Origin of the sequence: Bacillus sp. NPDC094077, from assembly GCF_050279465.1 — a bacterium.
Taxonomy (GTDB): Bacteria; Bacillota; Bacilli; order Bacillales; family Bacillaceae_G; genus Bacillus_A.
In genome coordinates, this window is record NZ_JBNNUF010000003.1 from 556,167 (window position 1) to 576,819 (window position 20,653).

The window sequence follows — 20,653 nt, forward strand, 5'->3', positions numbered from 1 at the left end:
AAATGGAAATTAACCGTACGACAATTGAAAATAAGACGCTACAACCATTAAAACAGCCTGCAGCTATTTCGGAACATGAAATTCAGAAAGAACGAAAGCGTAGCAATCTAGTGTTTACTGGACAGTCTAAAATCATTTCGAAAAATAATGAAATAGGAATTTTACTTGCAAATTTAGGTGATGGAAAAATTATGAAGGAAATGCTTTCTAAAGAGATGGATACAGTGTTACAACTCTTTAAAAAGTTACATACGTTATCTGGAGAAGGCAAGCAAACAGAAAAAATATTTGAACAAGTAATTAGAAGTTTACAAGGACTTGTTAAGCAGGCGCATATAAAAGAACTTCCTTTATTAGATGGAACGTATGATTTCGCCGAAGTACAACTATCATTTGGTAGAAAGGTACATATTCCGTTACTAGATGTAAGTGCACTCATCTCTAGAGTGGAAAGTGATTCTTCAGAAGGAAATATAAATTTAATGGTAACGGTTATTACTGCTTATATAACGAAATTGTCTAACGAAACAATTTTAATTAGCGTTACAGATCGCACGGTTAAAGAGCGGGATGTAAGTGTATGGAGAGCGCTCGCAGAAATGAACATGACACAATTGTCACAGGCGTTGAAACATACGATGCAAGAACATAAATGGTCTATGACATTTCTTTTTCTCTTTATATGGATTGTTGGTATCATTTTGATTCGAGTTATATAAAAAGGTCGTCACTTCATTGTGACGACCTTTTTATATTTTTTCGTAGAAGAAGGTATCAAATCGCTGAAGATTATAGCGTTCGGGTGTTAAAATTTGTTCAGTACTACCAACAAATAATACGCCGCCTTTTCGTAAAGAACGACTAAACTTTTCATAAAGTTTTACTCTTGCTTCTTCTGTAAAGTAAATCATTACATTGCGACATATGATTAAATCGTAATTTGTATCATATGATTGCATTAAGAGGTCGTGCTGTTTGAACGTAACGTTTTGCTTAATGTTTTGATGCAATGAATATGTATCATTTTCTTTTGTGAAATGACGCTCTTTCAAATCGGTAGGTAATTCTTTTAAAGAACGTTCTGAATATTGACCGCGTTTTGCGGTTTCTAAAATATGGAAATCAAGATCTGTTGCTTGAATTTCAAAGCGAAATGGAGCTAGATGCTTTGATAAAATCAAAGAGAGTGTATACGGTTCTTCACCAGCAGCACAAGCGGCACTCCATACTTTTAATTTCCCATTATTTTGTTCAAGTAATTTTGGGAGTGCTTTCGTCTCTAACGTTTGCCAACGTTCTTTATTTCTGAAAAACTCCGAAACGTTAATTGTAATATAGTCAATGAAACTTAAAAATAAATTTTGATCGGCACGTAAATTACTTAAAAAATTAGTATAGTTTTCAAAGCCTTTTCTCGAAATGAAAGCATCGATTCTACGGCGCATTCTATCTTGTTTATACGAAGCGATATCCATATTGAATTGCTGTTTAAAACTCGCGATAAAATGATCATAATCTTGTTCAATTATCATATTTACAATAGGCACAATAACGATATTGTGCCTCCCCCTTTACATCATACGGATTTTTTGTTCAAAGCTTTTTTTCATCTGCTTTTCATGTAAACCTGGTAAATCATAAATGACAGCATCAATCCCCGCTTCTTTTGCAACGTCAACAGGAATGACAGATGTATGTTTGTCCCCGTTATAAAAACAGAGAACTAAATCGGTATCTTCAATAATTTGTTTTACAAAAAACATAAAATCTGATCGATAAATGGAGTCGGAAGGATGATCAAAAGCGACATACTCGGCTCCGTGTTTTTTTAAGTAATCTACGACTTCTTGGAATTCATCTGTTACTGCTTGTAATGGTTGTAGCGTGTAAAGGCATAAATTTTGAGCGAGTCTTTCGTTTTCGATGAAAAAACGAAGAACCTCATTTTCAATAGTTTTATAACATAATATGTAAATTTTATGTTTGTGAGCATAGTCAGTTAAGAATTTTTTAATTTCTTCTTGATCTAATGCCGTTAATTGATTTGAACCACAAAGAAAAATATTCATAGAATTGTGCCACCTCATGCTAAATTGTAACATATCTTTTATAAAAAATAACTGCAAAATATTACTGTTCAGAGTATAATTATAAATAACTGGATTTTACGATTAAGTTTAGGAAGAAATAAAAAAATAAATAGGTGATATATATGCTACATTCTATCTCGCATAACCCAATTTTATCGCATATACCGCCTGCTACTCAAATGCCGAAAGAAGCAAATGTCAGGACAGGACTTGCATTTTCGGATAATTTGCATGCAGATCCGAAAAAAGATAAATTACTAGAACAAATGGAAGCGTTTGTCGATAACATTGGGGAAATAAAAGAGAAAATTGAAATGGAATTAACGCTCGATAATGTTATGGAATACAAAAATACAGTAAAATCATTTTTGAATTTTTACGTTGATAATGTATTGCAATATAAAGACGTTATGTCTCGTCATCCACGTTACGGATATTCACAGAAAATGACGATTGTGAAACAAGCAGAAATGGGATTAAATGAATTAGAAGATGTTATGAACTTAATTAATACGAAAACTGGGCATTTAGAAATGTTAAATCAAATTGGAGAAATCCACGGTTTAATTGTAAATTTAGTCTTGTAAAAGGAAGGAAGCTATATGTACATACAATTATATGAAAAGCTCGTTATTATTCAAAAAGCATATGAAAATATTCAAACGCTTGGAGAACAAATATATGAGAATTTAAAACATAAAAATGTAAATGCAGTTCAAAAGTTGCAAGTAGAGCAATTGCAGTACATAGATGGTTTAAAAGGATTATCAAGCTCATTTGAAGAAATGGTTGTGCAGTTTTGTAAAGAAAAGGGCGTTGAACCATCTCGCGTGAGTGCATTATTTTCGTATTTTTCTCATGAAGAAATTGAAAAAATTGAAAAAATGCAAAAAAACTTAGTTGAATTAGAAGAGAATGTAAAAATGATTCTTTTGAAAAATCAATATTACTTAAACGTACTATTAAAAACTACAGAAAGTATTGTGGATTCCGTTTCTGAATACAATTTGGAGAGAAACAATAATTCGCAAATCTTTATGAACGAACTATTGTAAAGGAGAAGTGAAGCTTTATGAGATTATCTGATTATAATACACCGCTATCGGGTATGTTAGCGGCTCAAATGGGGTTACAAACAACGAAACAAAACTTGTCTAACATTCATACACCGGGTTATGTGCGTCAAATGGTGAATTACGGATCTGTTGGAGCAAGTAATGGTCATACGCCAGAACAGAGAATTGGTTACGGTGTACAAACGCTAGGTGTTGATCGTATTACAGATGAAATGAAAACGAAACAGTTTAACGATCAATTATCTCAGCTTTCTTACTATAACTACATGAATTCAACATTATCACGTGTGGAGTCTATGGTTGGAACGACAGGAAAGAATTCATTATCTAGTTTAATGGACGGCTTCTTTAATGCTTTTCGTGAAGTGGCAAAAAATCCAGAACAACCAAATTACTACGATACATTAATTGCTGAAACAGGGAAGTTCACAAGCCAAGTAAATCGTCTTGCGAAAAACTTAGATACAGTGGAAGCACAGACGACAGAAGATATTGAAGCACATGTTAATGAATTTAATCGTCTTGCTGCTAGTTTAGCAGAAGCGAATAATAAAATTGGACAAGCAGGCACACAAGTACCAAATCAACTTTTAGACGAACGTGATCGCATCGTTACAGAGATGTCTAAGTATGCCAATATAGAAGTATCTTATGAATCTATGAATCCTAATATTGCGAGTGTTAGAATGAATGGTGTTTTAACAGTAAATGGACAAGATACATATCCACTTCAATTAAATAAAGCGAAAGACCCAATGTCAGTTGAGATTTATGGTTCGGAAATTCCTGTAACTAGTGGAGCAATAAAATCAGCTATCGATACGAAAGCGAAGATTGCTGATTATAAGAAAAATCTTGAAGACTTAATGAGTTCAGTGAAAAATCAAGTGAATACAGTGATGGGAAAAGAATTCTTCGTTGGAGATTATGCGAAAGATATGAAATTAAATCCAGGATTCGAAAAAGATGTTTCGAAAATGAAAATATCTGCTGAAACAGCAAATAAACTAGCAGGAATTACAGATGGAGATTATAAAGAAGGTCTTTCGTATAAGCAAGCATTAGACCAATTTATAGTTGGTGTTGCATCTGATAAAAGTGCAGTGGATGCTTATCAAAAAATTCATGGGGACTTATTAGAAGGTATTCAGCAAGAGAAGATGAGTGTTGAAGGTGTGAATATGGAAGAGGAAATGGTAAATTTAATGGCCTTCCAAAAATACTTCGTGGCGAACTCTAAAGCGATTACTACGATGAATGAAGTGTTTGATAGTCTGTTTTCGATTATTAGATAATGAGGAATAAAATCTTAGCCCTTTTTCTTTTATGGTTGAAGAGAGGGCCAGCGGAGGGTAGAGGCGGTCAGTGCCTATTAGTGGACCAATCAATGTGAGACCAGAAATATGAAGTGGTTGTAGGATAAGTTAAGCTAGAGAGCAGTCATGTTTAGAGATAATCCAATCTAGCGTAGAAGCGGACAGATCCTTTAAGTGTACCAATCCGTGTAAGGCCAGGGATATGAAATGGCTGAATTGTAGGGAAGAAACTAATTGTACATAGTTGAGGTTGCTTCTTCACACCAAGTTAAATATAAATAAAGGAGGAGATAGAAATGAGAGTATCTACATTTCAAAATGCAAACTGGGCAAAGAATCAGTTGATGGATTTGAATGTGCAACAACAATACCACCGAAATCAAGTAACTTCAGGGAAGAAAAATCTTCTTATGAGCGAAGATCCACTTGCAGCAAGTAAATCATTTGCGATTCAACATTCATTGGCGAATATTGAACAAATGCAGAAAGATATAGCGGATTCAAAAAATGTATTAACACAAACTGAAAATACGTTACAAGGTGTTTTGAAATCTTTAACAAGAGCAGATCAATTAACGGTGCAGGCATTAAATGGAACAAATAGTGAAGAAGAATTGAAAGCCATCGGTGCAGAGATTGATCAAATTTTAAAACAAGTTGTATATTTAGCGAATACGAAAGAGCAAGGTCGTTATATTTTCGGTGGTGATAGTGCAGAAAAGCCGCCATTTACAGAAGATGGTACATACCAAGGTGGAAAAAATGATGTGAACTGGCAACTAAATGATGGTTATGAATTAAAAGCATTTCGTAACGGAGAAGAATTATTATCCCCAGTTATAAAAACGTTAAAACAGATGAGTGAAGCGATGCAAAACGGTGACCCAAAAGCGTTAAAACCGTTATTAGAAGAAAATAAGCAAAACTTAGATGGCATCATTAACCGTACAACTGAAGTTGGTTCGACAATGAACACAATGGAGACGTTTAAAACAATTTTAAGCGAGCAAAATATAGCGCTTCAAGAAAACCGTAAAGAAATTGAGGATGTCGATTTAGCGGTAGCAATTTCTGATTTAGCTTATATAAACGCAACGTACGAAGCAACATTAAAAGCTGTTAGTACGATGAGTAAAACGAGTATTTTAGATTACATGTAAATGATAAGGAGTGAAAAATATGGCAGGGACAATATCTGATTATAGTGGCAGACAGCAAATATGGAATTTAGGAAATAACATGATAGATACAAAGAAGTTAGTAGATTTAGAGTTACAAGCATTGGAAATGAAAAAATCACCATATAATACACAAAAACAAACGTTAACAAATGAAAAAAATGTGTATGCGAGCATGAAAAAAGAGTTCGGAAATCTTGTGCAAGTATTCAAAGATTTAGACGCATTTAAAGGTGATGAAAAGAAAACAGCACTATCCAAAGAGGGTTTTATGACAGCGCAGGCGGATGCTGCTGCAATTCCTGGAACATACACGATTACAGTAGAGCGAGTAGCAGAAAGGCATCAAATAACTACAGGTTCACTTACTCCCCCAAAAACTCCTGAAGGCACGGAGCAAAAATTTAGTTTGGATTTAAAGCTTGGAGTAGACGACGTATTTCAGATAAATGGAAAAGAAGTTAAAATCTCAGAAGATATGACGTATAAAGATCTTGTCAATAAAATTAATAATGGAAATTATGGTGTATCGGTATACACATTAGGGGACCAACTATTTTTTACATCTACTACTGCCGGAGAAGCTGGGGAGCTGAAATTAACTGATGGTGCCAATGGCTTTTTACAAAATATAGGCCTGGTAACTTCTGTGAAAAATGAGGATGGAACGAATGCCATTGCACATCAAGTGACAGGAGCTGTAAATGCAGAATATACAATAAACGGAATTAAAGAGACTAGTAAAACAAATAAGATTGATACAATTCCAGGATTAACTATTACCTTAGAAAAGGTAACTACGGAGCCAATTAAATTAACTATCGAAGATTCAGATATAAAAAATTCGATAGATTTAATCAAAAAAATGAAAGATGAGTATAATAAAGCTGTTAAAAGTTTAGATTTATTTGCTGGTGAAAATGGAGTAATGCAAGGAAATAATGTTTCATTTGCTATCGGTAATGCAATGACGAGCATTTTTAGATTTTCCCAAGATGATAAGTATTTATTTTCTTTCGGGATTCAAATTGATAAAACAGGAAATATGACTCTTGATGAAGAAAAATTGAAAACAGCTTTTAAAGAGAATCCAGAAGCTACAAAACAATTTTTCTTTGGCTTTAATGGCATAGGTCATGATACAGATAAAAAGCTCGAGGGAATATTTGGAGATGAAGGGATTATTGGAAAACGCTCTAAAAGTATTGAAAAGCAAGTAACTGATTTAGAGAGAAAAATTCAAGATATTGATACAAGTAATAAGAAAAAACAAGAATCAATTATTGATAAATATGCAAAGTTGGAAAGCCAGCTAGCATTGCTTGATAATCAGCTGCAGACAATCAAAGCAATGACAAAAACAAAAAGTGATGACTAATGAAAGCTGAGGAAGTGATTATATGCAAGCATGGCAACGTTATATGCAAAATGATATTATGACGAGTAATCCGATAAAAAATACAATATTTATTTATGAGAGATGTATCGTAGAGTTTCGTAAATTAGAAGAACTTTTAAATACATTTAAACTTCAAGAAGGAGACGATCTTCTTGAAAAGTTAGAACGTATATTTGAAGAGTTGAAGCTTCAATTAAATCCTGATATTACGAAAGATTTATATGATAGTTTATTTGGTTTATACGATTGGATTAGCATTCAAATTCAAACGATGAAAGTAACGCGTGAAGCAAAAGACATTGATGCGATTGTGCAAGTGTTACAAGATTTAATAGACGGTTACCGTGGAGCGCTCGAAAATGAACAATGATATTTATCGGACGTTTGTTGGCTGTTTTAATGGAATCGGTGAATTGCAGGTTTCTGATGAAGAGTTTGCTGAGAAAAGTGAGATGTTAAATCGCTGGATGATGACATTGGATGAAGAAACGCGCACGCAAGTTGCAGCGGAAGTTACTCCGTTGATTATTAAGGCAGCTCAGCATATTCGAGATAAGCAAAAGATTTTGGAAGAAATGATAATGGAAAATGATGGGCGGATGAAAGCTAATTCATTTTACGGTAAATATTAATGATAAAGTTTGGAAACGGAATCCCCTTTTGACAAGGGGATCCATTCCTTTGTGTAAAAAAAGAGTTCCGCTGATTGAGGTTTCACTTTATGCCTGTAATGAAAAAAGAAGTAATCTAAATAATATAAAAATAAAATTCCTTTTGTTTATATATTGGAATGTTGTATGAAATACTACGAGTATACAGTTTTTTTGTATTCTTTTTTATATTTTTGTATTTTTCTAAAGACAACAATGGAAAAATGGAATAAAATATGTAAGGGTACATAATAGTTAATATTTTAATAAATACATATAAGGAAATAAATAATGAAGTGAAACTTCCATCAGTGGATCATTAAGTTAGAAAAGGAAGGGTGTGGAATATGCCAGATTTAGTGAGTGATGTAAGCCAGTATATGAATTATTTAGTGACGAAACGAAATACTGTTTCTAGTAATATTGCAAATGCGAATACACCTGGCTATAAAGCACAAGATGTAACATTTGCTGAGCAGATGAATAAAAGTAGTGCATTATATAAAAACAATGCTGCTGATTTAAAGAGCAATCCAGATTTATATCAAACGAATGAAATGCACTTACCGACAGTAAATTCGAAAAATACATATGCAAAGATTCAAACGAAGTCAATGCAAACGAATGAAGATGGAAATAGTGTGGATGTAACGACAGAGATGCTAGATTTAATGAAAGCAAATCAGTTATACGGTATTTCAATTAATGCAATTAATACACAATATGCGATTAATCAAGCGGCACGTGGACGTTAAAAGTAGAAGGAGAGACAACGATGTTTCAGGCAATTAATGCAAGTGGCTCAGGACTAACGACAGCGAGAAAGTGGATGGAAGTTACTTCTAACAATATTGTAAATGCGAATACGACGGCGGCTCCGGGGGCAGATTTATATGAGCGTCGTAGTGTGGTGTTAGAATCAAATAATAGTTTTGCAAGTATGTTAGACGGGGCTCCTACTAACGGAGTAAAAATAAAAAGTATTGAAGCAGACAAAACGGAAAACTTAGTGTATGATCCGACGCATCCGCATGCAAACGAAGAAGGATATGTACGTTATCCAAATATTGATGTGACTGCTGAAATGACGAATGTAATGGTTGCTCAAAAAATGTATGAAGCAAATACAAGTGTATTAAATGCGAACAAAAAAATGCTAGATAAAGATTTAGAAATTGGACGAGGATAAGGGGGAAGATAGGGATATGAAAATCCAACCAATGTTACATACACAGCCATTTGGGGCAATTCAGTCAATTGGTGCACCGAAAACTTCGCAAACATCTGTAGTTGAGGGGAAAAAGTTTATTGATTTATTGGAAGATATGAATCAAACGCAAAACAATGCGCAAACAGCGGTATATGATTTATTAACAAAAGGGGTAGGAGAAACACATGACGTTTTAATTCAGCAAAAGAAAGCTGAGTCCCAAATGAAAACGGCTGCTCTCGTACGTGATAATCTTATTGAAAATTATAAGTCACTAATTAATATGCAAATTTAGGAAAGTGGACGGGTGTGTTTAAATGGAAAAGATAAAAAATGTTATCCAATCGTTAAAAACGTGGCATAAGTTAGTAATCGGTGCTGCGCTTTTAGCGATTGTAACAGGAGCACTTTTATACTTCACCTTGCCAGATAAATATGTTGTTGTATATCAAAATTTAAATGATGCAGATAAGCAAGAGATTACAGCAGAATTATCGAAGTTAGGTGTCGATTACCAATTAGCGGCCGATGGTTCGATTCGTGTGCAAAAGAATGATGCTCCATGGGTTCGAAAAGAAATGAATGGAATGGGCTTACCGTTTAATTCTAAAAGTGGTGAGGAAATTTTATTAGAAAGCTCGCTCGGTTCAAGTGAGCAAGATAAAAAAATGAAGCAAATTGTCGGTACGAAAAAGCAATTGGAGCAAGATATTGTAAGAAACTTTGCGACGGTTGAAACGGCAAATGTTCAAATTACATTGCCTGAAAAAGAGACAATTTTTGATGAAGAAAAAGCAAAAGGAACAGCGGCGATTACGGTTGGTGTGAAACGTGGCCAATTATTAACGGCTGATCAAGTTGCGGGTATACAGCAAATGATTAGTGCGGCAGTTCCTGGCGTGAAAGCAGAAGAAGTAAGTGTTATTGATAGCAAAAAAGGTGTTATCTCAAAAGGAGCAGATGAAGCGCATTCTACTAGTTCCTCTTCTTATGAAAAAGAAGTAGAGATGCAGCATCAAATTGAAAGTAAATTAAAGCAAGATATTGATGCAACGTTAATGACGATGTTTAAGCCGAATGAATATAAAGTGAATACGAAAGTTACCGTAAATTACGATGAAGTTACACGTCAATCAGAGAAATACGGAGATAAAGGTGTACTTCGTAGTAAACAAGAGCAAGAGGAAAGCTCTACTGCGCAAGAAGGAGCAGAAACGAAGCAGGACGCTGGTATTACAGCGAACGGTGAAGTGCCAAACTACGGTACGAACAATAATCAAAACGGTAAAATCGTCTACGATAATAAAAATGGTAACAAAATTGAAAACTATGAAATAGATAAAACAGTTGAAACAATTAAGAAACATCCAGAATTAACGAAAACAAATGTTGTTGTATGGGTAGATAAAGATACGTTAGTAAAACGAAGAATGGATATGACAACGTTCAAAGAAGCAATTGGAACGGCAGCAGGACTTCAGGCTGATCCGAACGGGAACTTTACGAACGGACAAGTTAACGTTGTAACAGTACAATTTGATCAACCGAAAGAAGAGAAGCCGAAAGAACCAGAAGAAAGTGGTATGAACTGGTGGTTAATTGGCGGAATTACAGGTGGATTGTTAGCGCTCGTTGGTCTAATATGGTTCTTCTTAGCAAGACGTAAGAAAAAGAGAGAAGAAGAGGAATATGAAGAATACTTAGCAGAAGAGGAAATTGCTGCAAGTAATGAAAGTATCTTGGAAATTCCCGAAGAAAAAATAGTGCCAGAGCCAAAACCTGAACCAGAAGAGCCGAAAGAACCAACGTTAGATGAACAAGTGCAGGAGGCTACGAAAGAACATGTAGAAGGTACTGCAAAAGTAATTAAAAAATGGTTAAACGGACAGTAAGGGAGGAACAACGATGTTAGATGAAATCTCCTCCAAAGAAAAAGCTGCCATCCTCATTCGTACATTAGACGAAGGGGTGGCAGCAAAAGTCATTGAATATATGACGGCTGAGGAAAAAGAAGTATTACTTCGTGAAATCGCGAAGTTTCGTGTATATAAACCAGAAACATTAGAAAATGTACTAGGGGAGTTCTTATATGAACTAAATGTAAAAGAATTGAACCTAGTCACTCCAGATAAAGAATACATTCGTCGCATATTTAAAAATATGCCAGAAGACGAGCTGGAAAAATTATTAGAAGACCTTTGGTATAATAAAGATAATCCGTTTGAGTTCTTAAATTCACTTACAGATTTAGAACCACTTCTTACAGTGCTTAATGATGAATCACCGCAGACGATTGCGATAATCGCTTCTTATATTAAACCGCAACTTGCTTCTCAATTAATTGAGAGATTGCCAGATCATAAACGAGTAGAGACGGTAATGGGAATTGCAAAATTAGAACAAGTTGATGGTGAATTAATTAATCAAATTGGTGAGTTGCTAAAATCGAAATTAAATAATATGGCATTTAGCGCAATTAATAAAACTGATGGATTGAAAACGATAGTGAACATTTTAAATAATGTTTCACGAGGTGTTGAAAAAACAGTCTTTCAAAAACTGGATGAAGTCGATTATGAGTTATCTGAGAAAATTAAAGAAAATATGTTTGTCTTTGAAGACTTACTCGGTCTTGAAGATCTTGCGCTTCGCCGTGTATTAGAAGAAATTACAGATAACGGTGTTCTTGCGAAAGCACTTAAAATTGCAAAAGAAGAAATTAAAGAGAAATTATTTACATGTATGTCTTCAAACCGTAAAGAGATGATTCTAGAAGAATTAGATGGCTTAGGACCGCTTAAGATGACGGATGCTGAAAAAGCGCAGCAAACGATTACAGGTGCAGTTAAAAAGCTAGAAAAAGAAGGAAGAATTATCGTTCAAAGAGGTGAAGGGGATGTCCTTATTTAAAAACAGAATTCCGAAGAATTCTGTTTCTTTTTCTGAAGAAACGTATGAATTACAATTTCCAAAACCAGCTTCAATCCAAATAGAAGAGGAAGAATTACAAGCTGATCATGCAGAGCTTCGTGCCCAGCAAGAATCATTACATATGGAAATGAATCAGTTAAGGCAAGAGCAGCAAATGCTAGAACGAGAGCGTCAACAGCTATTACAAGATAAAGAACAATTTCAAGTGCATATTCATGAACAAATGGAACAGATGGAAGCAGCACGTATGCAGTTTCAAAAAGAACAACAAGAAACAGCATACGAATGGACAGAGTTATTATGGGATCAATCTTTTCATCTAGCAGAGAAAATCGTGAACCAAGCGGTAGATTCGCGATTGCTTGATGTGTTACCAATTTTAACTGGCATCGTTCAAACGTTGCCTACTTCATTTGAAAAATTAATAATAACAGTACATCCAGAAACGTTTGAACGTATTCAAGAAGAGAAGGAAAATACGAAAGAGTATTGGCTGTTACAATTAGTAGAATGGAAATATGATTTCTCTTTACAGTTCGGTGAATTTGTTTTGGAGGAAGAGAAAGAGTTTTTTGAATTTAAATTTGCACCTATATTTGCAAAACTTCGTCAGAAATGGGAAGAAGAGAAGTTGTTTGAGGAGCAAAAATTATGAACAACAAGCTCATAAATGAACATAATAAGTGGAATACGTTTATCGAAACACCGTTTTATACGAAAATCGGTAAAGTTCATAGTGTACAAGAGCAGTTTTTCGTAGCGAAAGGACCGAAGGCGAAAATTGGAGATGTTTGTCTCGTTGGAGAACATAGCGTCTTATGTGAAGTAATTGCGATTGAAAAAGAAAACAATATGTTACTTCCGTTTGAACAGACAGAAAAAGTATGTTACGGAGATTCTGTAACATTAATTGCGGAAGATGTTGTTATACCTCGTGGTAATCATTTACTCGGAAAAGTGTTAAGTGCAAATGGCGAGGTGTTAAATGAGGATGCTGAAAATATTCCATTACAGAAAATAAAACTAGATGCGCCGCCTATACATGCATTTGAACGTGAAGAAATCACCGATGTGTTTGAAACGGGAATAAAATCAATTGATTCTATGTTAACGATTGGTATCGGTCAAAAGATTGGTATTTTCGCCGGATCAGGTGTTGGTAAATCTACTTTACTTGGAATGATTGCGAAAAACGCAAAAGCTGATATTAACGTTATTAGTTTAGTAGGAGAACGTGGCCGGGAAGTAAAAGACTTTATTCGAAGAGAATTAGGTGACGAAGGTATGAGGAAAAGCGTCGTTGTTGTAGCGACGTCAGATGAAAGTCACCTTATGCAACTTCGTGCAGCGAAGCTTGCAACGTCTATTGCAGAGTACTTCCGTGATCAAGGTAATAACGTATTACTCATGATGGATTCAGTTACTCGTTTTGCTGATGCGCGCAGAAGCGTTGATATTGCCGTGAAAGAGTTACCGATTGGTGGTAAAACACTGTTAATGGAAAGCTATATGAAGAAGCTGTTAGAGCGATCTGGGAAAACGCAAAAGGGATCTATAACGGGCATTTACACAGTACTCGTTGATGGAGACGATTTAAACGGTCCAGTACCAGATTTAGCGCGTGGTATTTTAGATGGTCATATCGTATTAAAGCGTGAACTTGCAACGCTTAGTCATTACCCTGCCATTTCAGTGTTAGATTCAGTAAGTAGGATTATGGAAGAAATCGTGTCGCCGAATCATTGGGAACTTGCAAATGAAATGAGAAAAATTTTATCTATTTATAAAGAAAATGAATTGTATTTTAAATTAGGAACGATTCAAGAAAATGAAGAAAATGCTTATATTTTTGAATGTAAAAATAAAGTAGAAGGTATAAATACGTTTTTAAAACAAGGTCGATCGGATAGTTTCCAATTTGATGATATCGTTCAAGCGATACACCATATAGTATAAGGCCTCTACCCAAGAGGTCTTATTTTTTTGTTTTTTAATATTTCACAGATTTTTTTGGAAAAAAACTATATAATAGAAAAAGAGAGCGTTATAATAGGAAGGGGCTATGAAAACAGGTGGATAAGCAGCAGTACGACACGATAAAATTGCAGATTAATCAAGAAAAAGAACATATTTTAAAAGAAGTGTACGAACTAACAGCTGAAAAAAGAAAAATAGAACAAAAAAAAGAATATGATTTATATGTTGTGAAATCACGTAGTAAAGTCGTACAAACTGGGCAACATGTTATGGCTGGCATGCTTTCTTCACATACGTTTTCACCTGAAAGAATAGAAGAATGGAATCGAAAAATTAAAAAAACAGAAGGTTTTATTCAAAAAAATGAAAGCCTTTTAGAGCAAGTCAAAGAAAAAGAACGTGTCATTGATGAAATGTATCAAGAAGATTGTAAGAAGCTTGCAAAAGCGCAAGAAAAGCTAGAAGAAAAAATGCTTCTTGATTTGAAAATGTGTATGAATGGATGAGGTGAATGTAGTGATACAATCTGTATTACCGGTGCAACAAAGTTTACCTCCGCAAAAAGAAAAAGGGCTAGAAATACAATCAAAAAATGAAAATTCTTCATTCGATTATACGATGAGAATGGAGAATAAAAAACAGCCGAAAACGGAGAAAACGAAACGAGAAGAAGCACCGAAAGAAGAGAAGAAAGAATATATTCTTTCTAAGCAATCGGTAAAGAAAGAAGAGCCAATTGCAAAGAAAGAAGAAAAAAAAGAGACAGAACAGTTATTATTAGCTGTATCTGAGCAAATGGTTGCAATTGAGCAATTACGTGTGCAGCCAGAATTGTTATATCAATACATACAAAAAATACAAGAGTTGTATAAAGAATATGGAAATATAAAACTTAACGAATTACCCGCGGCTGAATTACAAAAAATACAAGAGCTTCTTTCAAACATGAATATTAAAAATGCCATATGTTTAGAAGATACAATGCAAATGGTGTTAGACAAAGTGACGATGCCGGAGCAAACGATGCAAGCATTGAAAGTTGTAGAGACAGAAACTTGTAATATTGCAAAGAAACAAGAAGAGTCTAAAGAGGCAGATCTTATGGAACCAGAGAGCGACGATGTGAAGGTAGAGTTGCCAGAAGTTGATGCATCACATGATTCGAGTTCAGTGGGCGCGGAATTATTAAATAAAGCAACGAGTACAGACCAAATAGGAAAATCAAATAGTGGTGCTGAGAAGGTTACATTACCTGACTTAGGAAAGAAAATGGAAGCACAAGTAGAAGCGCTACAAAAGTTTGTAGTGAAACAAGAACGTGTTTTATTCCAGCTAAATCCAGAAAAGTTTGGCACATTGACGGTGTTTATGAAAAAACATGGAGATCAAATTGATGTTCACGTAGAAATGGAAAAACACGATGCGAAAAAACGTGTTGAAATCATTTTTGATGAATTGAGGTTAAAGTTAAAAGAAAAAGAAATCAATATTCAAATTAGCTATTCAGATAAAGATGAAAGCCGTAAAGAACAGCGAGAACAAGAGCAAAGGCAAAAACAGAAATTAGCAAGTACGAAACATGAGCAACAACATTCAAAAGAATTCGCGGGATTATTGGAGGAATAAAGCGTGCCAACAGTTGAATTAAATACAACGAGTACAAATCATATTCCGTTACAGGCAGGAGCGCAAACAAAAAACGCATCTGTTAATGGCGTACAATCGCCAGTTCAACAAACAAACGGAGTTTCAGCAGGAGAGCAAAAGACTCCTGGGGTAATGGGGAAAGATGATTTCCTAAAATTATTTTTATCAAGTTTCGAACATCAAGATCCATTTAATGCAATGGATATGAATCAAATGATGAACCAGACAGCGCAGTTATCTCTTATGGAGCAAGTGCAAAATATGACAAAAGCAGTGGACTCTTTAAGAACGACGATGTATTCGACAGCGCTTGATGGTGGAATGAAGTTTTTAGGAAAGTATGTAAGAGGTGTTGACGGTGACGGTAAAAAAGTAACCGGTCAAGTAGAAACAGTTCGCCTTGCAGAAAATAATGAAGTACAGCTCGTTATTGATAATAAGGTTGTATCTCTTCGTTTCGTTGAGAGGGTGTCTGATAAACCGATTGGAGAAACGAATCCAGAAGACGCAAAGAAGGACGGTCAAAAAGTAACTGAAGAAGTAAATACTACAAATTCATAAGGAGTGTCTATACGTTATGATTAAAGCGTTATATACAAGTATTACAGGAATGAATGCAACACAAAATGCATTAAGTGTAACTTCAAATAATATTGCCAATGCACAAACAGTTGGTTATAAAAAACAAAAAGCAATGTTTGATGATTTACTATATAACAATTCAATTGGTGCAAAAGGTGATGGTAAATATGCTGGAACAAACCCAAAAAGTATCGGTAACGGTGTAAAAATGAGCGGTACGGTTACGGATTATAGTGATGGTCAAATTACGCTAACTGGTGGGAAAACACAAGCGGCAATGGAAGGTAACGGCTTCTTCGTTGTAGGTGATTCAAAGGGCGGAAACATGGAATTTACGCGTAAAGGTACGTTTGCAATATCTTCAGATTACTATATTACGAATACAGAAGGTCAATACGTATTTGCATATCCTGCGAATGAAGCAACTGGTGAAGTTGATTTATCTGGAATTCCAGGACCGTTGCAAATTCCAATGGGAACGGCAATTGGTGGTATTCGAACATCGGAAGGGACAATTAAAGGGAATATTCCAACTGATGCAAAACAAATTACACAAGATTTGCCTGTATATGATAATGCCGGTAATACATGGACAATGCGTGTAGAGTTTACACAAGATAGTGAACATAATTATACATATAAAGTACAAATGCGTAACGATTCAAAAAAAGACACAAAGTTTGAAGATGTGAAAGGTGCAACTGGTAAAATGACGTTTGATGCAGTAGGAAATCCAAATCAAGAAAAACCAGGAGCATCTATTCCATTTGATGGCGGAACAATAAATTTAGATTTTAGTAAATTAACAAACCATCCGACAGATAAAACATTATCAGTAACAGGCGTAGATGGTAGAGCGGCAGCAACTGTAAAAGATTGCTTTATTGCTGACGGTGGATATGTGATGGTAAAATATTCTGATGGAAGTATGAAATCTGCTGGTCAATTAGCTGTTGCAATGTTCCCGAACGAAGGCGGTTTAATGAAAACTGGTAATGGTAACTATACAGCAACGAATACAACAGGTATTTTAGCACTTGGTGCATCTGGTCAAAACGGTGCAGGTAAAGTACGTGGTGGCGCACAAGAAGCTGCGAACGTAGATTTATCTGTAGAGTTCGTTGACTTAATGCTATATCAACGTGGATTCCAAGGAAATGCGAAAGTAATTAAAGTATCAGATGAAGTATTAAATGAAGTTGTAAACTTAATTCGATAATATATCATAAAGAAAAATTGTAATGTAGTAGAAAGGGTTTTTTATTCGTATGACAAGACAAGAGCGAATTTTACAATTGCCTTTTTTCGAAAATAAACGCGAACTTGCCGAGCAAGTGTTGAAAATGGAACGAGAAGAGCATGTATATTTACCGGATCAATTTGAAATTAAGCAAGTGCCTCCGTATTCATTTGGTGAAAAGGAAGCCATTATTGGTCGTATTCATGAGTTTTATTTCGTCAGTGTTGGCAGTGATGGTGCATGGAAGTATCAACTGTTTAAGGACGAGATGAAGTGCCGTGAGTTTTTTGTTACGTTATCAGGGATAACGGATCAGCAAATTGCATTTTGGTTCAATAACATCGAGTTACTGAAGGGCGTTTAAAAGATTTAAAAGCTATCTTTTTAGGTTTAAAGAGAGAACCCAGCGGTGTATGGTGGCGGTTAGTGCCTAAGAGAATCTCGACCGGTGTGTAGGGCCAGAGATATGGAGAGGTACTAGTGTAGTTTAAGACGAAATAGTCGAAGTGTAGTGTAGGTAACGTCTTTGGTTCAGATGGGCTCGTAGTTGTAAAAACAGAGGTGTGAATAGGTATTGGGATAGCTGATGATGAGGAAAGTAATCATTATTTATTAGCAACCCAGTACCTTTTGAGTGATTTGAAATTAGAGCTAGCTAGGATATAAGAGTTGGCTGGATTAATATGTTTGTTTGTGGTGATAGATTTTTATAAAAGGAGTGGTGAGGAGGATGGCGCAGAATAAGTATCGCGTTACATTCATTTCGCCGAGTGAGGTTGAGCAGCGGACTGTAATGGCGGCGAGTAGTTTGCCAGATTTAATTCGTAAAGTTGAGAGTATTATTGCAGATCCGAATGGTTATTTTGTGAATGATAAAAAAAATAATTGTTATTTTAAAGTGATGAAAGAAAATGTTACGTTTATTCAATATGAATTACTATTTTCGGATAAGGAAATTCATATTGAAAAACTAAAACATATAGCACCAGCAATACTGAAGCAATTATTTGAAAAAATAAACGACCCGGAACTATATGTACTCGCGCTACTTGATGTGGATATAGCTACGAAAGAATATGTGCTAGAAGAAATGAATCCGGAGCTAAGAATAAGAGTAGAAACGGAACTTTCAAAAAAATGGGAAGCAATGCCGACAGAAATTGTAGGGGCACAAGAAGTGTTATTAGAGGCACTTTCTTCGTTTATACAAGATTAAGCGTCTTTATTAATAAATAAATTGTTCGACTATCTATATTTTTTATATAGGTAGTTGACTTTTTTGGTTTAGTAAAGCTTAATAATTAGATATACGGAATTAACGGAAGGGGAGCGACACCTTTATGTCACAAGCGCAAAGTATTTTATTAGAAAGCGGAACAAATGAATTAGAGATTGTTACATATACTGTTGGTGAAAATCTATTTAGTATCAATGTAATGAAAGTACGTGAAATCATTAATCCATTCCCTGTTACAACTGTACCAGAATCTCATCATGCAGTTGAAGGTGTTGTCCAAGTACGTGGTGAAATTTTGCCAGTTATTAATTTAGCAACGGCTTTAAATTTAAGATCGACAAAGCCACTGGATCAAACGAAATTTATCATCTCAGAATTAAACCAAATGAAAGTTATTTTCCGCGTGGATGAAGTGCATCGTATTCAACGTATTTCGTGGGAACAAATTGATGAACCAGCTTCATTATCTATGGGACTAGAAGAAACGACATCTGGTATTGTAAAACTAGATGGGAAAATCATTTTACTATTAGATTATGAAAAAATTGTATGTGAAATTAGTGGTACTGGTTATGACAATAAATCACTTTCAGGATTAGAACAAAAAACAGATCGAGCTGAAAAAGTTATTTATATTGCAGAGGATTCAGCGATGCTTCGCCAAATACTAGAAGAAACATTATCATCAGCTGGATATACGAAAATGAACTTCTTCAGTAATGGTGCAGAAGCGTTAGCGCAAATTGAAAAACTAGCGAAAGAGCAAGGCGAAAAAATGTTTGAACATATTCATTTGCTAATTACAGATATTGAAATGCCAAAAATGGATGGACATCATTTAACGAAAGTAGTTAAGGATAGTGAAGTAATGAATCGTTTACCAGTCATTATTTTCTCTTCATTAATTACAAATGAATTATTCCATAAAGGTGAAGCTGTAGGAGCAAATGCGCAAGTAAGTAAGCCAGATATTCAAGAGTTAATTGGTCTTGTTGATAAGTTAGTTTTATAAGAAAATATGTAATTGTTTTGGAATTTCTTTAAATATAAGGTGGTCAATTCATATATATGATTGATTACCTTATTTGTTTGGTTTATATATTTCAAATTAAGTATTACTGCTTTTAAATATATATTTTTATGATGAGAAAGTACTTAAAAATAAAAAAATCTACTAGCATATTTTTAAAAAAAGTAAGATAATATAATCTGTTAATATTAAAATATCCTATTATCTAATTATCATTTTATTAAAACAGGAGGAATTAAAATGAAAAAAAATAAAAATTCTAAACTTTTAACAAGTATTTGTGTGAGTTCAGCTTTGATGATTTCTGCTACATCCCCATCTATTACAGCTTTAGCAGCAGGTAATCCATCCATAGCTCCAGCGACTTCAGCTATTAAGGTTGAAAATAAAAAAACGGGCGATACAGATACGATTTCAGTTGGTAATTTAGAAGCTGGAGATATTGTAAAAATATACAATGCGATTAAAGAAGAGAAGGCATTGGCCACAGCAACAGTTGCAGAGAATAGTAAAGAAGGAACAATTACGAAAACAGATTTATTAACAGCGACGGGTGGTACAGTATACGTAACAGTTACTAAGGCAGGAAAAGAAGAAAGTACACGTGTGGCGGTAAAGTATGCAGCTGAGCCAGTAACAAAAGCACCAGTGGCAGGAACAATCACAGTAGCGAATAATAAAGCAGGTGTGAAAGATGTAGTGACAGTGACAGGAGTGAAAGCAGGCGACGTAGTCAAAGTATACGACGCAGCAACAAAAGGAAAAGAATTAGGAACAGCAACAGTGGGAGAAAATGCGGTAGAAGCAAAAATAGAAATTGATCAAATTGCAAAAGACGCAAAAACAAAAGGAAATGTATACGTAAGTGTACAAAGTAAAGGTGAGCTAGAAAGTACGCGTACAGTGAAAGCATTTGATGCAGAAATTACAGTAACGCCAGCGGCGTCAGTAATTAAAACAGCGAACAACACAACAGGAGAAGAAGACACGATCATAGTAAGTAAGTTAGAAGCAGGAGATGTAGTCAAAGTATATGACGCAGCAAAAGAAGGAAAAGAAATCGGAACAGCAACAGTGAAAGCGAATGAAG

Annotated in this window: 24 protein-coding genes and 1 pseudogene; 23 read left to right on the plus strand and 2 right to left on the minus strand. The window is 34.8% G+C overall.

The window, feature by feature from the left end; translation table 11 throughout:
• Window positions 1–2: 2 nt before the first annotated feature.
• Entirely contained in the window at window positions 3–719 is a 717-nt protein-coding gene (locus tag ACQKNR_RS11670; protein WP_427317940.1) for a hypothetical protein, read from the plus strand.
• 30 nt (window positions 720–749) lie between these two features.
• Here the strand turns inward: ACQKNR_RS11670 and cheR are convergent, their stop codons facing one another.
• Both cheR and ACQKNR_RS11680 read right to left on the minus strand, forming a co-directional pair.
• Window positions 750–1,532 carry a protein-glutamate O-methyltransferase CheR gene (gene cheR, locus ACQKNR_RS11675; protein WP_427317942.1) on the minus strand — a complete coding sequence of 261 codons (783 nt, stop codon included), beginning with the start codon at window positions 1,530–1,532 and terminating at the stop codon, window positions 750–752.
• A gap of 39 nt (window positions 1,533–1,571) precedes the next feature.
• Window positions 1,572–2,069, minus strand: coding sequence for a flagellar motor switch protein FliG (locus ACQKNR_RS11680; RefSeq protein ID WP_427317944.1), 498 nt, complete (start codon window positions 2,067–2,069; stop codon window positions 1,572–1,574).
• A 143-nt stretch (window positions 2,070–2,212) separates the two neighbouring features.
• On the opposite strand from ACQKNR_RS11680, the gene ACQKNR_RS11685 reads away from it, so the two are divergent.
• The 22 genes and pseudogenes from ACQKNR_RS11685 to ACQKNR_RS11790 form a co-directional block, all read left to right on the plus strand.
• Window positions 2,213–2,677, plus strand: coding sequence for a YaaR family protein (locus tag ACQKNR_RS11685; protein ID WP_427317946.1), 465 nt, complete (start codon window positions 2,213–2,215; stop codon window positions 2,675–2,677).
• Window positions 2,678–2,692: 15 nt separating this feature from the next.
• Complete coding sequence (gene flgN / locus ACQKNR_RS11690; RefSeq protein ID WP_427317948.1) at window positions 2,693–3,145, plus strand: flagellar export chaperone FlgN; 453 nt, start codon at window positions 2,693–2,695, stop codon at window positions 3,143–3,145.
• A 17-nt stretch (window positions 3,146–3,162) separates the two neighbouring features.
• Complete coding sequence (gene flgK / locus ACQKNR_RS11695; protein ID WP_427317950.1) at window positions 3,163–4,461, plus strand: flagellar hook-associated protein FlgK; 1,299 nt, start codon at window positions 3,163–3,165, stop codon at window positions 4,459–4,461.
• A 317-nt stretch (window positions 4,462–4,778) separates the two neighbouring features.
• Window positions 4,779–5,642, plus strand: a complete 864-nt coding sequence (locus ACQKNR_RS11700) for a flagellar hook-associated protein 3 (protein ID WP_427317952.1) — start codon at window positions 4,779–4,781, stop codon at window positions 5,640–5,642.
• A 19-nt stretch (window positions 5,643–5,661) separates the two neighbouring features.
• Entirely contained in the window at window positions 5,662–7,038 is a 1,377-nt protein-coding gene (locus ACQKNR_RS11705; RefSeq protein WP_427317954.1) for a flagellar hook-associated protein 2, read from the plus strand.
• 22 nt (window positions 7,039–7,060) lie between these two features.
• Window positions 7,061–7,429, plus strand: a complete 369-nt coding sequence (gene fliS, locus ACQKNR_RS11710) for a flagellar export chaperone FliS (RefSeq protein WP_427317956.1) — start codon at window positions 7,061–7,063, stop codon at window positions 7,427–7,429.
• Window positions 7,419–7,691, plus strand: coding sequence for a flagellar biosynthesis protein FlgG (locus ACQKNR_RS11715; RefSeq protein WP_427317958.1), 273 nt, complete (start codon window positions 7,419–7,421; stop codon window positions 7,689–7,691). Before fliS ends, ACQKNR_RS11715 begins: the two co-directional genes overlap by 11 nt.
• A gap of 365 nt (window positions 7,692–8,056) precedes the next feature.
• Window positions 8,057–8,464, plus strand: coding sequence for a flagellar basal body rod protein FlgB (gene flgB, locus ACQKNR_RS11720; RefSeq protein WP_427317960.1), 408 nt, complete (start codon window positions 8,057–8,059; stop codon window positions 8,462–8,464).
• 20 nt (window positions 8,465–8,484) lie between these two features.
• Window positions 8,485–8,898: a flagellar basal body rod protein FlgC gene (flgC, locus tag ACQKNR_RS11725; protein WP_000484680.1), complete on the plus strand. Its 414-nt coding sequence runs from the start codon at window positions 8,485–8,487 to the stop codon at window positions 8,896–8,898.
• A gap of 16 nt (window positions 8,899–8,914) precedes the next feature.
• The gene (fliE, locus tag ACQKNR_RS11730; protein ID WP_000701672.1) at window positions 8,915–9,214 is read left to right on the plus strand and encodes a flagellar hook-basal body complex protein FliE; all 300 of its coding nucleotides are present in this window, start codon (window positions 8,915–8,917) and stop codon (window positions 9,212–9,214) included.
• 22 nt (window positions 9,215–9,236) lie between these two features.
• A complete protein-coding gene (locus tag ACQKNR_RS11735; protein WP_427317962.1) occupies window positions 9,237–10,811 on the plus strand; it encodes a flagellar M-ring protein FliF C-terminal domain-containing protein in 1,575 nt (524 codons plus the stop codon).
• Window positions 10,812–10,824: 13 nt separating this feature from the next.
• The gene (gene fliG / locus ACQKNR_RS11740) at window positions 10,825–11,829 is read left to right on the plus strand and encodes a flagellar motor switch protein FliG (protein ID WP_427317964.1); all 1,005 of its coding nucleotides are present in this window, start codon (window positions 10,825–10,827) and stop codon (window positions 11,827–11,829) included.
• Entirely contained in the window at window positions 11,816–12,505 is a 690-nt protein-coding gene (locus ACQKNR_RS11745) for a FliH/SctL family protein (protein WP_427317966.1), read from the plus strand. Before fliG ends, ACQKNR_RS11745 begins: the two co-directional genes overlap by 14 nt.
• Window positions 12,502–13,806, plus strand: a complete 1,305-nt coding sequence (locus tag ACQKNR_RS11750; RefSeq protein WP_427317968.1) for a flagellar protein export ATPase FliI — start codon at window positions 12,502–12,504, stop codon at window positions 13,804–13,806. The genes ACQKNR_RS11745 and ACQKNR_RS11750 overlap by 4 nt, the downstream gene beginning before the upstream one ends.
• 116 nt (window positions 13,807–13,922) lie before the next feature.
• Complete coding sequence (locus tag ACQKNR_RS11755; protein WP_427317970.1) at window positions 13,923–14,333, plus strand: cytoplasmic protein; 411 nt, start codon at window positions 13,923–13,925, stop codon at window positions 14,331–14,333.
• A 10-nt stretch (window positions 14,334–14,343) separates the two neighbouring features.
• Complete coding sequence (locus ACQKNR_RS11760; RefSeq protein WP_427317972.1) at window positions 14,344–15,453, plus strand: flagellar hook-length control protein FliK; 1,110 nt, start codon at window positions 14,344–14,346, stop codon at window positions 15,451–15,453.
• A 3-nt stretch (window positions 15,454–15,456) separates the two neighbouring features.
• On the plus strand, window positions 15,457–16,035 hold the full coding sequence (locus ACQKNR_RS11765; RefSeq protein ID WP_427317974.1) for a flagellar hook assembly protein FlgD: 579 nt from the start codon (window positions 15,457–15,459) through the stop codon (window positions 16,033–16,035).
• Between the two features lie 16 nt (window positions 16,036–16,051).
• Complete coding sequence (locus ACQKNR_RS11770; RefSeq protein WP_427317976.1) at window positions 16,052–17,275, plus strand: flagellar hook protein FlgE; 1,224 nt, start codon at window positions 16,052–16,054, stop codon at window positions 17,273–17,275.
• Between the two features lie 49 nt (window positions 17,276–17,324).
• On the plus strand, window positions 17,325–17,660 hold the full coding sequence (locus ACQKNR_RS11775; RefSeq protein WP_427317978.1) for a DUF3964 family protein: 336 nt from the start codon (window positions 17,325–17,327) through the stop codon (window positions 17,658–17,660).
• A 366-nt stretch (window positions 17,661–18,026) separates the two neighbouring features.
• Window positions 18,027–18,512 (plus strand): LysR family transcriptional regulator, encoded by a 486-nt coding sequence (locus ACQKNR_RS11780; RefSeq protein WP_427317979.1) that lies wholly within the window; start codon window positions 18,027–18,029, stop codon window positions 18,510–18,512.
• Between the two features lie 124 nt (window positions 18,513–18,636).
• The gene (locus tag ACQKNR_RS11785; protein WP_427317981.1) at window positions 18,637–19,545 is read left to right on the plus strand and encodes a chemotaxis protein; all 909 of its coding nucleotides are present in this window, start codon (window positions 18,637–18,639) and stop codon (window positions 19,543–19,545) included.
• A 258-nt stretch (window positions 19,546–19,803) separates the two neighbouring features.
• Window positions 19,804–20,653, plus strand: a pseudogene (locus ACQKNR_RS11790) (hypothetical protein); the annotation flags it as partial.

What these genes read in the sequence shown, in the direction of transcription:
- ACQKNR_RS11670 (WP_427317940.1), top strand. Translation starts at nt 3, where the DNA reads ATGGAAATTAACCGTACGACAATTGAAAATAAGACGCTACAACCATTA.
- cheR (WP_427317942.1), bottom strand. Translation starts at nt 1,532, where the DNA reads ATGATAATTGAACAAGATTATGATCATTTTATCGCGAGTTTTAAACAG.
- ACQKNR_RS11680 (WP_427317944.1), bottom strand. Translation starts at nt 2,069, where the DNA reads ATGAATATTTTTCTTTGTGGTTCAAATCAATTAACGGCATTAGATCAA.
- ACQKNR_RS11685 (WP_427317946.1), top strand. Translation starts at nt 2,213, where the DNA reads ATGCTACATTCTATCTCGCATAACCCAATTTTATCGCATATACCGCCT.
- flgN (WP_427317948.1), top strand. Translation starts at nt 2,693, where the DNA reads ATGTACATACAATTATATGAAAAGCTCGTTATTATTCAAAAAGCATAT.
- flgK (WP_427317950.1), top strand. Translation starts at nt 3,163, where the DNA reads ATGAGATTATCTGATTATAATACACCGCTATCGGGTATGTTAGCGGCT.
- ACQKNR_RS11700 (WP_427317952.1), top strand. Translation starts at nt 4,779, where the DNA reads ATGAGAGTATCTACATTTCAAAATGCAAACTGGGCAAAGAATCAGTTG.
- ACQKNR_RS11705 (WP_427317954.1), top strand. Translation starts at nt 5,662, where the DNA reads ATGGCAGGGACAATATCTGATTATAGTGGCAGACAGCAAATATGGAAT.
- fliS (WP_427317956.1), top strand. Translation starts at nt 7,061, where the DNA reads ATGCAAGCATGGCAACGTTATATGCAAAATGATATTATGACGAGTAAT.
- ACQKNR_RS11715 (WP_427317958.1), top strand. Translation starts at nt 7,419, where the DNA reads ATGAACAATGATATTTATCGGACGTTTGTTGGCTGTTTTAATGGAATC.
- flgB (WP_427317960.1), top strand. Translation starts at nt 8,057, where the DNA reads ATGCCAGATTTAGTGAGTGATGTAAGCCAGTATATGAATTATTTAGTG.
- flgC (WP_000484680.1), top strand. Translation starts at nt 8,485, where the DNA reads ATGTTTCAGGCAATTAATGCAAGTGGCTCAGGACTAACGACAGCGAGA.
- fliE (WP_000701672.1), top strand. Translation starts at nt 8,915, where the DNA reads ATGAAAATCCAACCAATGTTACATACACAGCCATTTGGGGCAATTCAG.
- ACQKNR_RS11735 (WP_427317962.1), top strand. Translation starts at nt 9,237, where the DNA reads ATGGAAAAGATAAAAAATGTTATCCAATCGTTAAAAACGTGGCATAAG.
- fliG (WP_427317964.1), top strand. Translation starts at nt 10,825, where the DNA reads ATGTTAGATGAAATCTCCTCCAAAGAAAAAGCTGCCATCCTCATTCGT.
- ACQKNR_RS11745 (WP_427317966.1), top strand. Translation starts at nt 11,816, where the DNA reads ATGTCCTTATTTAAAAACAGAATTCCGAAGAATTCTGTTTCTTTTTCT.
- ACQKNR_RS11750 (WP_427317968.1), top strand. Translation starts at nt 12,502, where the DNA reads ATGAACAACAAGCTCATAAATGAACATAATAAGTGGAATACGTTTATC.
- ACQKNR_RS11770 (WP_427317976.1), top strand. Translation starts at nt 16,052, where the DNA reads ATGATTAAAGCGTTATATACAAGTATTACAGGAATGAATGCAACACAA.
- ACQKNR_RS11775 (WP_427317978.1), top strand. Translation starts at nt 17,325, where the DNA reads ATGACAAGACAAGAGCGAATTTTACAATTGCCTTTTTTCGAAAATAAA.
- ACQKNR_RS11780 (WP_427317979.1), top strand. Translation starts at nt 18,027, where the DNA reads ATGGCGCAGAATAAGTATCGCGTTACATTCATTTCGCCGAGTGAGGTT.
- ACQKNR_RS11785 (WP_427317981.1), top strand. Translation starts at nt 18,637, where the DNA reads ATGTCACAAGCGCAAAGTATTTTATTAGAAAGCGGAACAAATGAATTA.